General features: G+C 46.1%; 17 protein-coding genes. 4 read left to right on the forward strand and 13 right to left on the reverse strand.

What is annotated here, in order from left to right:
* Positions 1 to 231 precede the first annotated feature (231 nt).
* The 8 genes from fusA to fkpA all read right to left on the reverse strand — a co-directional run bounded on the left by fusA (position 232) and on the right by fkpA (position 6,207).
* The gene (gene fusA / locus R7127_RS21385; protein WP_005382794.1) at positions 232 to 2,331 is read right to left on the reverse strand and encodes an elongation factor G; all 2,100 of its coding nucleotides are present in this window, start codon (positions 2,329 to 2,331) and stop codon (positions 232 to 234) included.
* A gap of 75 nt (positions 2,332 to 2,406) precedes the next feature.
* Positions 2,407 to 2,877, reverse strand: coding sequence for a 30S ribosomal protein S7 (gene rpsG / locus R7127_RS21390; protein WP_005382796.1), 471 nt, complete (start codon positions 2,875 to 2,877; stop codon positions 2,407 to 2,409).
* Between the two features lie 101 nt (positions 2,878 to 2,978).
* On the reverse strand, positions 2,979 to 3,353 hold the full coding sequence (rpsL, locus tag R7127_RS21395; protein ID WP_004399892.1) for a 30S ribosomal protein S12: 375 nt from the start codon (positions 3,351 to 3,353) through the stop codon (positions 2,979 to 2,981).
* A gap of 177 nt (positions 3,354 to 3,530) precedes the next feature.
* Positions 3,531 to 3,806: a sulfurtransferase complex subunit TusB gene (tusB, locus tag R7127_RS21400; RefSeq protein WP_005382799.1), complete on the reverse strand. Its 276-nt coding sequence runs from the start codon at positions 3,804 to 3,806 to the stop codon at positions 3,531 to 3,533.
* Between the two features lie 7 nt (positions 3,807 to 3,813).
* Positions 3,814 to 4,170 (reverse strand): sulfurtransferase complex subunit TusC, encoded by a 357-nt coding sequence (gene tusC, locus R7127_RS21405; RefSeq protein WP_005382801.1) that lies wholly within the window; start codon positions 4,168 to 4,170, stop codon positions 3,814 to 3,816.
* Positions 4,167 to 4,562 carry a sulfurtransferase complex subunit TusD gene (gene tusD, locus R7127_RS21410; RefSeq protein WP_017821752.1) on the reverse strand — a complete coding sequence of 132 codons (396 nt, stop codon included), beginning with the start codon at positions 4,560 to 4,562 and terminating at the stop codon, positions 4,167 to 4,169. The genes tusC and tusD overlap by 4 nt, the downstream gene beginning before the upstream one ends.
* On the reverse strand, positions 4,559 to 5,281 hold the full coding sequence (locus R7127_RS21415) for a transcriptional regulator (RefSeq protein ID WP_005382804.1): 723 nt from the start codon (positions 5,279 to 5,281) through the stop codon (positions 4,559 to 4,561). The genes tusD and R7127_RS21415 overlap by 4 nt, the downstream gene beginning before the upstream one ends.
* 143 nt (positions 5,282 to 5,424) lie before the next feature.
* Entirely contained in the window at positions 5,425 to 6,207 is a 783-nt protein-coding gene (fkpA, locus tag R7127_RS21420) for an FKBP-type peptidyl-prolyl cis-trans isomerase (protein WP_017821751.1), read from the reverse strand.
* Between the two features lie 128 nt (positions 6,208 to 6,335).
* Here fkpA and R7127_RS21425 point away from each other — a divergent pair, with 128 nt between their 5' ends.
* Positions 6,336 to 7,322 (forward strand): WD40 repeat domain-containing protein, encoded by a 987-nt coding sequence (locus R7127_RS21425; RefSeq protein WP_017633742.1) that lies wholly within the window; start codon positions 6,336 to 6,338, stop codon positions 7,320 to 7,322.
* The gene (locus R7127_RS21430; RefSeq protein ID WP_005381455.1) at positions 7,319 to 7,546 is read left to right on the forward strand and encodes a SlyX family protein; all 228 of its coding nucleotides are present in this window, start codon (positions 7,319 to 7,321) and stop codon (positions 7,544 to 7,546) included. Before R7127_RS21425 ends, R7127_RS21430 begins: the two co-directional genes overlap by 4 nt.
* Before the next feature lie 83 nt (positions 7,547 to 7,629).
* On the opposite strand, the gene R7127_RS21435 is transcribed toward R7127_RS21430, so the two are convergent.
* From R7127_RS21435 to kefG, 5 genes are all read right to left on the reverse strand, one after another.
* On the reverse strand, positions 7,630 to 8,571 hold the full coding sequence (locus R7127_RS21435; RefSeq protein ID WP_318142798.1) for an isoaspartyl peptidase/L-asparaginase: 942 nt from the start codon (positions 8,569 to 8,571) through the stop codon (positions 7,630 to 7,632).
* Between the two features lie 131 nt (positions 8,572 to 8,702).
* On the reverse strand, positions 8,703 to 9,254 hold the full coding sequence (gene slyD / locus R7127_RS21440) for a peptidylprolyl isomerase (RefSeq protein WP_005381451.1): 552 nt from the start codon (positions 9,252 to 9,254) through the stop codon (positions 8,703 to 8,705).
* Positions 9,255 to 9,346: 92 nt separating this feature from the next.
* Positions 9,347 to 9,547 (reverse strand): YheV family putative zinc ribbon protein, encoded by a 201-nt coding sequence (locus R7127_RS21445; protein WP_005381449.1) that lies wholly within the window; start codon positions 9,545 to 9,547, stop codon positions 9,347 to 9,349.
* 33 nt (positions 9,548 to 9,580) lie between these two features.
* Positions 9,581 to 11,377: a glutathione-regulated potassium-efflux system protein KefB gene (kefB, locus tag R7127_RS21450; RefSeq protein ID WP_017633740.1), complete on the reverse strand. Its 1,797-nt coding sequence runs from the start codon at positions 11,375 to 11,377 to the stop codon at positions 9,581 to 9,583.
* Positions 11,361 to 11,954, reverse strand: coding sequence for a glutathione-regulated potassium-efflux system ancillary protein KefG (gene kefG, locus R7127_RS21455; RefSeq protein WP_005381444.1), 594 nt, complete (start codon positions 11,952 to 11,954; stop codon positions 11,361 to 11,363). Before kefG ends, kefB begins: the two co-directional genes overlap by 17 nt.
* 209 nt (positions 11,955 to 12,163) lie before the next feature.
* Here kefG and R7127_RS21460 point away from each other — a divergent pair, with 209 nt between their 5' ends.
* Both R7127_RS21460 and R7127_RS21465 read left to right on the forward strand, forming a co-directional pair.
* Complete coding sequence (locus R7127_RS21460) at positions 12,164 to 14,083, forward strand: ABC transporter ATP-binding protein (RefSeq protein WP_053307381.1); 1,920 nt, start codon at positions 12,164 to 12,166, stop codon at positions 14,081 to 14,083.
* Positions 14,080 to 14,568, forward strand: a complete 489-nt coding sequence (locus tag R7127_RS21465; RefSeq protein WP_033907158.1) for a TIGR02444 family protein — start codon at positions 14,080 to 14,082, stop codon at positions 14,566 to 14,568. The genes R7127_RS21460 and R7127_RS21465 overlap by 4 nt, the downstream gene beginning before the upstream one ends.
* Positions 14,569 to 14,654 lie beyond the last annotated feature (86 nt).

A 14,654-nucleotide genomic window follows, 5' to 3' on the forward strand; every position in this document is an offset into this window, starting at 1 on the left:
TGTTTTACCGTGGTCAACGTGGCCGATAGTACCAACGTTAACGTGCGGTTTCGTACGTTCAAATTTTTCTTTAGACACGATCGTGTTCCTTCCTAGTTATGATTCGTCGTGATCATTATTGATCGACGACGCGCCAGAAATTGTTATTTTATGCGCCAACGCCCGTTAGCGCAATATTTGGACGCCCTGATCTCGCAAAAAGTCGTAAACTTTTTGCAGTTCAATCGTCAATTAGTAACCACGCTCTGCAATAATTTTATCTGCGAAGTTTTTCGGCACTTCAGCGTACTCGTGAAACTCCATAGAGTAAGACGCACGGCCTTGAGTTGCAGAACGTAGATCAGTTGCGTAACCGAACATTTCGGATAGTGGTACTTGAGCACGGATGATCTTAAGACCAGCCACACCTTCGTCCATGCCTTCAATGATACCGCGACGACGGTTTAGGTCACCAACAACGTCACCCATCCAGTCTTCCGGAGTGGTTACTTCGACATTCATCATAGGTTCTAGAATCACAGGTTGTGCTTCTAATGCACCTTTCTTGAATGCCATCGAGCCAGCGATCTTAAACGCCATCTCGCTTGAGTCTACATCGTGGTAAGAACCATCAAATAGTGTAGCTTTAATATCTAGTACAGGGTAACCCGCTAGAACACCACTATTCATTTGCTCTTCGATACCTTTCGATACCGAGCTGATGTATTCCTTAGGAATCACACCGCCCACGATTTCGTCTACGAATACGAAACCTTCACCAGGCTCAGAAGGCTCAAGTTTGACCCAAACATGACCGTATTGACCACGACCACCTGATTGACGAACAAACTTACCTTCAACTTCCGCTTTACCACGAATGGTTTCACGGTAAGCAACCTGAGGTTTACCAACGTTACAATCAACGCTGAATTCACGCTTCATACGATCAACGATAATGTCTAGGTGAAGTTCACCCATACCTGAGATCAGAGTCTGACCTGATTCGTCGTCCGTTTCCACGCGGAATGATGGATCTTCCGCTGCTAGTTTACCTAGCGCGATAGCCATTTTCTCTTGGTCTGCCTTAGAACGAGGCTCTACAGCAATCTGAATAACTGGTTCAGGGAACTCCATGCGCTCTAGAATCACTTTGTGGTTCTGATCACACAGTGTGTCACCTGTTGTTACGTCTTTCAGACCGATAGCAGCTGCAATATCACCAGCGCGAACTTCTTTCACTTCTTCACGCTTATTCGCATGCATCTGAACGATACGACCGAAACGCTCTTTCTTCTCTTTTACTGAGTTGTAAACAGCGTCACCCGAGTTTACAACACCGGAGTAAACACGCATGAAAGTTAACGTGCCCACGAATGGGTCAGTCGCAATCTTAAACGCTAGCGCAGAGAAAGGTTCGTTGTCGTCAGCATGACGCTCAACTTCATTTTCTCTTTCGTCGACACCTTTAATTGCAGGTACGTCAACAGGCGATGGCAAGAACTCAACTACTGCATCCAGTACCGCTTGAACACCTTTGTTCTTAAACGCACTACCACAAGTAGCCAGTACGATTTCGTTATTTAGTGTGCGAGTACGTAGAGCTTGTTTGAGCTCAGCTTCAGTCAATTCACCTTCTTCAAGGTACTTGTCCATCAGCTCTTCGCTAGCTTCAGCAGCGGATTCAACCATGTGGTTGCGCCACTCTTCAGCAAGTTCAATCATGTCAGCTGGGATGTCTTCGTAAGTAAACGAAGTGCCTTGATCGGCATCATTCCAGTTGATCATTTTCATCTTGATAAGGTCGATGACACCTCTGAACTCATCTTCCGCACCAACGTTCAGCTGGATTGGAACAGGAGTCGCACCAAGACGATTCTTAATTTGGTTCACAACGCGTAGGAAGTCTGCGCCCGCACGGTCCATCTTGTTTACAAATACCAAACGTGGAACGTGGTATTTGTCTGCTTGACGCCATACAGTTTCAGACTGAGGTTCAACACCAGATGAGCCACAGAACACAACCACAGCACCATCAAGTACACGAAGAGAACGCTCTACTTCGATAGTAAAGTCAACGTGTCCAGGGGTATCAATGATGTTTACGCGATGCTCAGGGAACTGTGCTTCCATACCACGCCAGAATGTAGTAGTCGCAGCGGATGTGATAGTGATACCACGCTCCTGCTCCTGCTCCATCCAGTCCATGGTTGCTGCACCATCGTGAACTTCGCCGATTTTGTGAGAAAGGCCAGTGTAGAACAGAATACGCTCAGTTGTGGTTGTTTTTCCTGCATCTACGTGAGCACAGATACCGATATTACGGTAGAGCTCAATAGGAGTTTTACGAGCCACGATTGTATCCTCTTACTAAGGTGTACCTTAGAGTATAGAAAAGTGCTGCGAGAGAACCTCGCAGCACAGAAGGTATTACCAACGGTAATGAGCGAACGCTTTGTTTGCGTCAGCCATGCGGTGAACGTCTTCACGTTTCTTAACCGCAGTACCTTTGTTCTCAGACGCGTCTAGCATTTCAGCAGCTAGGCGTTGAGCCATAGATTTTTCACCACGCTTGCGCGCAGCTTCAACCAACCAACGCATAGCAAGTGCGTTACGGCGAACCGGACGTACTTCTACAGGTACTTGGTAAGTTGAACCACCAACACGGCGAGATTTAACCTCTACCGCTGGGCGAACGTTTTCAAGAGCTTCTTCAAAAATAGCTAAGTGGTCTTTACCAGACTTTTCAGCCATAGCATCTAGTGCAGTGTAAACGATTTTCTCTGCAGTAGATTTTTTACCGTCAACCATTAGGATGTTAACGAATTTTGCCAGCAATTCAGATTTGAATTTTGGATCTGGAAGGATCTTACGCTGACCAATGACGCGACGACGTGGCATGGATTTATCTCCGTTGTCTTCTTCAGGTTTTATCCAAAACTTTTCAGTTTTTTCAAAAAATTAAAAATAATTTAGTGTTTGGCCTTACTTAACGGAATCCATTAAGACTTAGGACGCTTCACACCGTACTTAGAACGACCTTGTTTACGGTCATTTACGCCAGCACAGTCTAGTGCGCCGCGAACAGTGTGGTAACGCACACCTGGAAGGTCTTTAACACGACCACCACGGATTAGAACAACTGAGTGCTCTTGAAGGTTGTGACCTTCACCGCCGATGTACGATGTAACTTCGAAGCCGTTTGTCAGACGAACACGACAAACTTTACGAAGTGCTGAGTTAGGTTTTTTAGGTGTAGTAGTGTAAACACGAGTACATACACCACGTTTTTGTGGGCACGCTTCTAGTGCAGGCACGTTGCTTTTAACAACTTGCTTTGCACGTGGCTTACGTACCAACTGGTTAATAGTTGCCATTAACTAGCTCCTGATTTACTTGAAAGTAAGCTTTGTGAAAAATCTATCCCCAACTGCCAATGCAGTTAGGGACGCAAAATTCTATGCAGCAGTGAGAGGTGTGTCAAGAAATATACGGATCTTTTTTGTTCAATTAGAACAATTCATCCGTAAAGCTTTGTCGACAGCAAATCTTGTTCAATCCCAAGTTAGGGATTTATCCTGTTTTGCTGTTAGTTCAACGAAGCCTGAATAATTCACAATCGTCAGCGATGGACTGATACGATTTGCAATACCGCGAGCTTGTGCATCGCTCTCTAACACAAATACGCTGCGGTTTTTAAGATGGGAAAATGCTTTATGTTGCGAGTTAGCAGCGTACACTGCATCTTCTATAAGTAAGATGTCATCCTGTTCACTGCATAAAGGCATAGCGTCTTCTAGAGCAGAGACTGTTTTTATGATGTGTAACATAACTTCCTCAAAAAGACAGTAGCTTACCAGCGTGTTGTAACTTATCTTTGAGCTGCTCTGAGCTTAACGCTTGGGCTTCAATGACTAAATCCGCTTGCGCCAAACCTCGCTGGGTTAACGACTCTGAACACACAAAGACTTGTTCGATGTCGTATAAATCGAAAAGCTTTAACATCGGCGCGTAATCTTTACTCAAAATATTGTTGGGGTCTTGTCCGAGTAGAAGCTGGTATACCCCGTCACCCATGAAAATGACGCTGATATCTTCACAGTAAGCCGACGCGGCTAACAGTGCATCCACACCTTCACGACCAGCTGCACTGCCATGTGGCGCACTACGAAATAGATAAGTTAACTGACTCAAAACTGTACCACTCTGTCTTGGGTTAACATCGCTTCAGCTAGGCTACCTAAGCCTGCTTGTTCAAAACCATCGGCTAGATTGTTCTGAACCAAACCATGTTGATTCGCTTCTTCTTCACTTACAATCCCGCGACGCAAAGCGGCCGCGACACAAGTTTCTAGGCGAACACCATGCTCTTTAGCCAAAGACTGCCACGCCTTATTGAGATCAAATTCATCGTTGGCTGGCACACTCAAAGCAGTACCATTAGTCACACCATCTTGATAAAAGAAGACGCTCACTAGCTGATGGCCTTGCTCTATCACCGCTTTGGCAAACTGATAAGCACTGCGCGCTGACTGGCTGCCATAAACGGGACCATTCACCACTAACGTGTAAGTCAGTTTACTCACCTTTCATCATCCTCGGTTTTACGTTGACGAATGTACAAGTAAACGGTGTGTTTTGAAATATTAAGGCGATCCGCGACACGGTTGATGGCATCTTTAATATCGAAGATACCTTTGTCGTACAACTCCATCACGATCTGGCGATTCTTGGTGTTGTTAGACACGGATTTATCCGCATTGATCTCTTCGATGGTGCGTTCAACAGTTTGGTCCACCAGCTCTTCTACGTCACTAGCAAAGTTGACCGAGGAAGCCGCTTCTTTCGCTTCTTGCGTCGGCATGAAAGACTGAAGAACTTGCGAGAAAGGCGCATCCAAGTTGACGTTGATACACAACAAACCAATCACGCGATTTTCGCCATTACGAATGGCGACAGTAATCGACTTCATCAACACGCCACCTTTTGCACGGGTAAAGTACGAACGTGAGAAGTTGCGCTCCGAGCCTTCGATGTCTTTTAGCATCTTAAGCGCTAAATCAGTGATTGGTGAGCCGACTTGGCGCCCCGTGTTTTCACCGTTAGCGATTTTAATTGCAGAGGTATTTAAGTCTTCTAGAGAGTGAAGAACGATTTCACAAAATGGACCTATCAGGCTGGCGATACCATCCACGACCGCCTCATAAGATCTTAAAATGATTTTGTCGTGCTCGGTAAACGGCATCACGTTAACGGATTCCATTTCGAGCAACATCTCCGCGTTTATTGTTTCTGTAGTTGTCATAAGCCTTCGAGCGAAAAATCAACAAATTGGTGTAAGTTTATCAGAAAATTTGAAAAGCAACCTAGCAAACTCACCAACTAGTGACCTAGAACAAAAAAGGCCCGTTAAACGGACCTTTTTCAATAACTTATCGCAGCTTATTGTTATTGCTCTGCGTTGTCGTTCTCAACTTTTAGCAGCTCAACTTCAAATACTAGCGTTGAGTTAGCAGGAATGCTTGGTGTGTCTTGGTCACCGTATGCTAGCTCTGGCGGGATAACGAATTTGAATTTAGAACCCACAGGCATTAGCTGAACACCCTCTGTCCAACCTGGGATTACACGGTTAAGTGGGAACGTTGCAGGTTCACCACGATCGTATGAGCTGTCGAACTGAGTACCGTCGATCAGAGTACCTTTGTAGTGTACTTGAACCGTATCAGTGTCTTTTGGCTTCTCACCTTCAGCTGGTGTCATTACTTGGTATAGAAGACCTGTATCTGTCTTCACTACGCCTTCTTGCTTCTCAAACTCAGCTCGGAAATCATCGCCAGCTTTTTTCGCTTCAGCTGCTTTCTCAGCCGCTTGTGCTTGCATCTTTTCTGCAACACGCTTGTCTAGAGATTCTAGTGCTGCACGTGTTTCTTCTTCATTCAATTCAGCATTGCCTTTGAAGACGTCTTCGATACCTTTTAGTACCAAATCTTTGTTAAGATTAATGCCGATTTCGCTTGGCTTGTCGATGCTTGTGCTTAGGTAGTTAGCAAATGAAACACCGATTGCGTATGCCGCTTTGTCGTCGTCGGTTTTAAAGTGAACCGCTTTACCGGTTTCTGCTTGAACTTGTTCTGCTTGAGGTGCGGTTTCTGTTTTAGTTTCTTCTTTCTGACAACCTACCGCTAGCATAACTGTTGCAGCAAGTAGCGACACTTTTAAAACTGATTTCATTAAATTCTCCCAATAATGGCTCTGCCATTGGTTGTTGTGCACAAATCTTCTATGAGACTAGTGAAGACAATCGTTATACCAATATACTAGCTATATGTCTTAAGACACAAACCGGATTATTAGATGTGATGCAAAGAATTTTTCATTTATTCCTATATTTAATTGTCATCACCACGTTAAATGGTTGCTTTTTCGCCGAGCGTGAAGTGCAGCGTTGGCCGATAGAACCTCAAGGTGCGACGAGCTTCGCACTTAGCAGAGATGGACGGTTTGCTCTGCTCTATTCTCAACAACGTCATTTGATGTTGTGGGACCTAGAGCAAAATGAACAACTAGCCAACCTGGGTGAACTCGATGCCGATGCCAATGTGGTTTCCCATATCCGCATATCTGACAATGGTCGCTACGCAATTACAGCAAGCCAAATGAACTTCGCAGTTTGGGACCTAGGCTGGACGCAATCCGAAGGCCTTTGGTCTATCTCTGATGCGCTCATTCGCGACGTTGATATCACCAGTAATGGTGAACAAGTTCTGCTTGGGTTATCCAACGGTAAAGCAATTTATGTCAACTTAGTCACCGGGCGTCGCATGGAGTTCCTTGCGCATCGTGAAAAAGTCAATTCCGTGGCCATTTCTCCTAATGGGCGCTTCGCCCTAACCGGAGGTAATGACTATAAAGCGTATCTGTGGGATACCGAAACCGGACAAGTACTACGAACCTTCGAACATGAACAACGAATTGTTCGCGTGGCCCTGCAAAGAGATGGAAAATTAGCAATGACATCTGATGGCGGAAACCAAGCGATTGTTTGGAATTTAAAAACTGGACAAGAAGTCACACAGTTGAGCAGTTGGTCACGCCAATTAATTTTCTCTACCGCACGATTTTCTGACGACGGGACTCAACTAGTCACAGGAAGCCCTTCTGGCCGTGTGTCGATATGGGATACTCAAACCGGAAAACGAATGAGTGGATTTGAAGTGGAGCCCAAAAAAGACACTCGCCCTCCCCGTGCGGTCGTGTATGATGCAGCCTTTGATTCAAAACAACGCGTAATTACTGCTACTTCAGCAGGTATTGCCCAAGCTTGGCAGTTAGAGAACGGATCATGACAGAAAAAATCATTCAGCAATTGGAAGCACGCATTAATGACTTAGAATGTCAGCTTGCGTTCCAAGAACAGACTATTGAAGATCTGAACGGAGCTTTATCGCAGCAACAACTGCAAATTACCAAGATGCTCGATCAGATGAAATATGTGGTAGGTAAAGTAAAAAATATGGACTCGTCGAATTTAGCCGATCCGTCAGAAGAAACCCCACCACCGCATTATTAAAATGCAGGCTCAAATAGCATAAAGCCCAGAACATGTTCTGGGCTTTGTTGTATTAATTACTTAAGAAGGTACTCAAGAGGAAGCTATTCGTCGGCGTAGATTTTAACGCTCAGCTCGCCTTGCGTATTAATGCCTGCTCGGTACATGCCAGAACTGTTCATCGCAAAGTGCATCTCACCTTTAGCATCAATGGCAATCAAACCGCCCTCTCCGCCCATCTGTTTGAGATCACCTTGGATAATGTGTTCACAAGCCGTATGAATATCTTCTTGTAAGTAACGCATACGTGCTGCAACGTCTTCCGCAACACGTTTACGAATAAAGAACTCGCCGACACCCGTAGTGGAAACTGCCACGACGCCATTTTCGGCCACCGTACCACAACCAATAAGAGCCGAATCTCCGACTCGGTTGTATTTCTTATTCGTCACGCCACCCGTACTGGTGGCAGCGGCTAAGTTGCCTTGTTGATCTAACGCTACCGCACCAACCGTACCGTGCTTACGGTCATCTGGGTAACGAGATTCCGACAAAGCAAACAGTCCTTTCTCACGCATAGACAGCAACTGCTCATAACGGCGATCAGTAAAGAAGTAATCTTGCTCGGTATACTCATGGCCTTGCTCAAAAGCAAACTTCTCTGCGCCCTCACCCACCAACAGCACATGATTGCTGTTTCGCATCACGTCACGAGCGAGCTCAATTGGGTTTCTGATATGACGAACCCCAGCGACCGCGCCTGCTGCAAGGTTTCGCCCATCCATCACAGAAGCGTCCATTTCAACCATTTCGTTGTTGGTCAGCACTGAGCCTTTACCCGCATTAAAGTTAGGAGAGTCTTCCAATACTTTCACTGCCGCTACGACTGCATCTAAGGCTTCACCGCCCGTGTCTAGAATTTGATGTCCCGCTTTTACCGCAGCTTCTAAATCCGCCAAGATGGATTGTTGCAGCTCACCGCTCATCTGTTCACGCAAGATGGTGCCCGCACCACCATGAATGGCAATCGAGAAAGGTTTCGTCATCGCTTTGTCCAACTGTTATTCCTTGTATGGTTGGCACTACACCTTAGATAAACAAAAAGCGCAAGTTGAAAACTCAACTTGCGCTTTTCAAAGCTTTGCTAGATTAGATTATCTAGTGAAGGAGCTTATGATTAGTGAGAACCACAGCTACCGCCGCCACAGCAGCCGCCTTCTTCTTCGTGATCGTGGTCATGATCGTGACCACCACAACAGCCACCACCTTGATGGATGTGACCGTGTTCGATCTCTTCTGCTGTTGCTTCACGTGTAGACATAACTTCTACTTCGAAAGTTAGTGTTTGACCAGCTAACATATGGTTACCGTCAACAACCACTTCGTTGCCGTCAACTTCTGTTACTTCAACAGGGATTGGACCTTGGTCAGTGTCAGCTAGGAAGCGCATGCCCACTTCGATTTGCTCAACGCCTTGGAACACGTCCGCAGGAACGCGCTGTACTAGCGCATCGTTGTGCTCACCGTAAGCTTCTTCAGGAGCTACCGTTACTGAGAACTTGTCGCCAGCCACTTTACCTTCAAGTTCTTTTTCAAGACCTGTGATTAGGTTGTTGTGACCGTGAAGGTAATCTAGAGGTGCTTCTGCTGTTGATTGATCAACAACGACACCGTCTTCCATCATTACTTTGTATGCAAGGCTTGCAACAACGTTCTTTTCAATTTTCATACTAACTCCAGGGAGATTAATTGACTTAACCTGAATGGGGTTAAGTACTGAGATATCTGGGTGTATTATGGGGATCAATTATCGAAGTTCAATTATTCCGGCTTAAAAATTCCGATCATTTCCTGATCTGAGTGTTTATTTTTCTCTACAGATTGTGGTTTGCGCTGCTCTGTAAACTCACACTCGACACACTCAACTAACTCGATGTTATTTTCAATCCACCAGCGCAGGGTATCTTGCTGGCTGCAATTTGGGCAGCTAGCGCCGGCAATGAAACGTTTCTTGATTTTCACGCTATTTCCTTAGCTTGAGTCTTGGCTCAAGTACTACTTCCAATGATTAGGTGACTGATGGTCGCTCTCCATTTCACGACCAAATATTTCTTCTAGCTCTTTGCGTGCCTCTTTCGCCCTTTGAGCTAATTTCTTATCTTCATTGTGTTGAGGCAATAAGTCCTTAAGCATAGCATTATCCAACTTGCGAAAATGTGCTTCTGCCCGCTTTGCTTGATAAGGATGCATACCCAGTTCTACGAGCGCTTGGCGACCGAGATCTAGCGCCCCTAAAAATGTTTCACGAGAGTAATTCTCTACACCATGACTCATTAACTGGTAAGCCTCGACACGGCTTCTTGCTCGGGCTAACAACTTAAGTTTCGGGAAGTGCACGCGACAAATGTCCACGATGGCCATCACCTCATCAGGTGAATCAGTACAAATAATCAATGCTTCCGCTTTATCAGCGCCAGCAGCTCTCAATAGGTCAATTTGTGTAGCATCGCCATAAAACACTTTGTAACCATACTTACGTAATAGGTGGATTTGGCTGGCATCACTTTCTAATACTGTCACTTTGATTTTATTGGCATACATTAAACGTCCGACGATCTGACCGAAACGTCCAAAGCCTGCAATGATAACGCGTGGTCGGCGATCCACGACTTTCGTGGTCATGCCCTCTTCTTCTTGATTGAGGGTATGAGCAAACCACTTCTTTTGTCCCATCAGCAAAAGAGGAGTCGTCACCATGGATAGACTGACCACCACCAACAGAAACGCCACTTGCTCTTTGGACAAAATGCCCTCTTGGCTCGCCGCGGTAAATATGACAAAGGCAAACTCACCGCCTTGGCTCAAAATTGCAGCCATACGGCTTCTCGCTTTGGCTCCGACACGGGCAGCTCTCGCCAATGCATACAAAACCAAACCCTTAACCACGACCAAAGCCACCACCGCACCGAGAATCTCTAAAGGGTGTAATGCCAATAACCCCAAGTTTACTGCCATGCCCACCGCAATAAAGAATAACCCCAACAACAGACCTTTAAATGGCTCGATAGCGATTTCCAACTCATGGCGATACTCACTCTCTGCCAGCAAAACGCCTGCTAAAAAAGTCCCCAATGCCATCGAAAGGCCGAGCTTTTGCATCACGACCGAAATGCCAAGCACGACTAAAAGTGCAGCAACGGTAAAGAGCTCACGAACGCCGCTCATCACGACAAAACGAAATAGCGGACGTAGTAAAAAGTGACCACCAATCAACAGTGCTACCACACTGCCTAAAATAGTGAAGACATCCAACCAACTTCCACCACTATGCCCGCCTGCTAGCAAGGGCAACATCGCCAGCATCGGGATCACTGCAATATCTTGAAAGAGCAGCACCGCAAAACCAGATTGCCCCGTTTCGGTACCATTAAGCCCTTGCTCTTCAATGACTTTAAGTGCAATCGCCGTCGAGGACAGCGCCAACCCCATCCCGATAACTAAACTCACTTGCATGCTTACGCCAAACATACTGACGACACTACCAATCACGGCGGTCGTGACCACAACCTGCGCACCGCCTAAACCTAAAATCGGCCCTCGCATCTGCCACAATTTTTTAGGGTTTAATTCCAGCCCTATCAAAAACAGTAACAACACAACCCCAAGCTCGGCAAAATGCAAAATGGCATCAACGTCACTAATTAAGCCAAGCCCCCATGGGCCAATCAACACACCAGCGAGTAAATAACCTAAAACCGAGCCAAGCCCAAGGCGCTGAGCAATCGGCACCGCAATAACCGCAGCCGAAAGAAAGACCACACTGCTTTGAAGAAACTCACTGGTGATCGCCATACTGACCTCCTCGATCTGCCGCTTGCCAGTTTTCAAGTGGGTTACTCAGCCATCCACGGTATAACTCGGCATGTTCGTAGCGTTCAATATCTGAAACATTTCTTGACCAATACAACACCAGTGGTTCAATCCAGTGCATTTGGCATAGGGCTGCCGTCAGTTCAAACGGTTGCAAGATTTGCTCAAGTGGGTATTTGTTGTACCCCTTCGCGCTGAAGGCTTCTTCTTTACCACCTGTTGTAATGACACTGCGCCAGTATTTTCCTTCTAGCGCCGCACCTCCGCCAAATGCAAAGCCTTTACCTAACACTCGGTCTAGCCACTCTTTTAATAGGGCTGGACATGAATACATATAAAGTGGGTGGTGAAATACGATCACATCGTGAGCGAGCAACAACTCATGTTCGTAATTCACATCAATAAAGAAATCAGGGTAAACACCGTAAAGATCGTGCACAGTGACGTGATCAAGCGACTGAGCTTTTTTTATCATCACTTGATTGGCAATCGAGTTATGTGGCTCTGGATGAGCATAAATGACCAGAACTTTTGGGAGAATAGACGGTGCAACAGCCAAATGGTCGTCCTTGTGGTTATTTTTATCCGTTATCAAATTGTTATACTTTTTTGTACAGCATAATGCAATTAAAGCGAATCAATCGACTTTTCCGGTCAATACCCCTACTATTCACCGCTAGATATATACCCAAGTGGCTTTAAAAACGATTGAAACCACTTCGCTATGTAACCAAGCAACGCGCACTGCGCAAAGTGAATGAAAACTTTATGATTACCTTCTCTGATATTCAGTTACTGCGTGGCGGTAAACCTCTTTTAGACCAAGCTTCTGCGACTATTCACCCTGGCGATAAAGTCGGTCTTGTGGGCAAAAACGGCTGCGGTAAATCAACGCTGTTTGCCCTACTGAAAGATGAACTGTCAATTGATGCAGGCTCATTTAGCCAACCTCAACACTGGGAGTTGGCCTGGGTCGCACAGGAAACGCCTGCGCTAGAGCGCACTGCACTGGAATACGTCATTGATGGTGATCGCGAATACCGCGCTCTCGAAAAGCAGTTAGCAGAAGCAGAAACGCAGGACAACGGAACCCTAGTTGCCGAGATACACGGTAAAATTGAAACCATTGGTGGTTACAGCATTCGCGCTCGCGCGGCAGAACTGCTCGATGGTTTAGGGTTCAGCCAAGAGCAAATGAGTTGGAGTTTGACCCAATTCTCGGGTGGTTGGCGTATGCGTCTTAACTTGGCTCAAGCGCTATTGTGTCGTTCTGATCTACTGCTACTCGACGAACCAACCAACCACTTGGATTTGGACGCGGTAATGTGGTTAGAGCGTTGGCTACAAAACTACCCTGGCACGCTGATTCTGATCTCGCACGACCGAGACTTCCTTGATCCAATTGTTGGTCGCATCATTCACATCGAGAATCAGCAGCTGAACGAATACACGGGTAACTACTCGTCATTCGAAAACCAACGCGCACAAAAGATGGTGTTACAACAAGCGATGTTTGAAAAGCAACAGAAGCAGATGTCGCACATGCAAAGCTACATCGACCGCTTCCGTTATAAAGCATCAAAAGCACGCCAAGCCCAAAGCCGTATCAAAGCTTTGGAGCGCATGGAAAAAGTACTGCCAGCTCAATTCGATAACCCATTTAGCTTCCAATTCCGTGAGCCAGCTGCGCTGCCAAACCCAATCATGATGATGGATGAAGTATCTGCAGGTTACGGTGACAACCTCATCTTAGAGAAGATCCGCTTGAACTTGGTTCCTGGCAGTCGTATTGGTCTACTCGGCCGTAATGGTGCGGGTAAATCGACCTTAATCAAGCTGCTCTCTGGTGAACTTAACGCGCAAGGTGGTGACCTAACTTACTCACAAGGCGTGAAAATTGGTTACTTCGCTCAGCACCAGTTAGAAACGCTTCATCCTGAAGAAACGCCGCTGCAACACATGATGCAAATCGCACCCGATCAAACCGAACAGCAGCTACGTGATTACCTAGGTAGCTTTGGCTTCCAAGGTGACAAAGCACTAGAAAAAGTTGCGCCGTTTTCTGGTGGCGAAAAAGCCCGTTTGGTATTGGCTTTAATTGTGTGGCAAAAGCCAAACCTGTTGCTACTTGATGAACCGACCAACCACTTAGACTTGGACATGCGCCAAGCACTTACGATGGCACTGCAAACGTTCGAAGGTGCAATGGTGATTGTTTCGCACGACCGTTACCTATTGCGTGCTACGACCGATGACTTGTATTTAGTGCATGATCGACAAGTTGCTCCGTTCGATGGTGACTTAAACGACTACTACAAGTGGTTAACTGAGCAACAAAGAGCGGAACGCAAAGAAGCACAAGCCGCACAGCCAGCCAAAGATAGCGCCAACAGCGCGGCAGCGAAAAAAGAGCAGAAACGTCGCGATGCAGAGTTTCGAAAACAGACAGCGCCAATTCGCAAAACGCTGACACAACTAGAAAATAAAATGGATAAGTTAGGTGCTGCACTGGCCGAAGCTGAAGAACAATTGGCGGACAACTCACTGTATGCGGCCGAAAATAAAGCTAAACTTAACCAAGTGCTGGCACTTCAAGCTTCTAGTAAGGCTGAGCTCGAAGAAATTGAAATGGAATGGATGTCTGCTCAAGAAACGTTGGAGCAGATGGAGCTAGAGTTTAATCAATGAGTAATCAACACGCTGAATACACACTCACCCTAGAACACCTTTGGCAGTTTAGTCTGCAGTTTTATGGTGTGCGAGAAGTGAAAGAGGCGTGCTTATCATTGCAAAACAACTACCACGGTAACGTGAACCTACTCCTGCTGCTCAGATGGCTCGATGAGCAGCAACTCATTTTCCAAGAAAAAGACTGGCCCTTGGTGCAAGACTGTCTAGGTAGGAGCGAAACTTTACTTCACTCCTTTCGCGACCTTCGTCGCCACCTTAAGTCTCAAGTCAATGACGCTTTGTATCGTGAGACCTTGCAGTTTGAGCTGCAACTAGAAAAGCAGCAACAAGCGGATTTGGTGGACTGCATTAACTCACTTGCACTACTCAAAAATGATGGTGACCCACTGACGTTGAGATACTGTCGTCAACTCGGTGGGGAGCATTTGCAGCAAGCCTTTGCTATTCCGGTGCCAAACATTCAACCACCAAAACGCCCATAAATCTGTAGAATACCTATAATCTTTATAAAGGATTATATTAATAAGTTCTTCAACGGACACCGAAGGACCGCATAAGAGCAGTTAGG

Origin of the sequence: Vibrio sp. 1159 (genome assembly GCF_033340395.1) — a bacterium.
Lineage (GTDB): Bacteria > Pseudomonadota > Gammaproteobacteria > Enterobacterales > Vibrionaceae > Vibrio > Vibrio alginolyticus.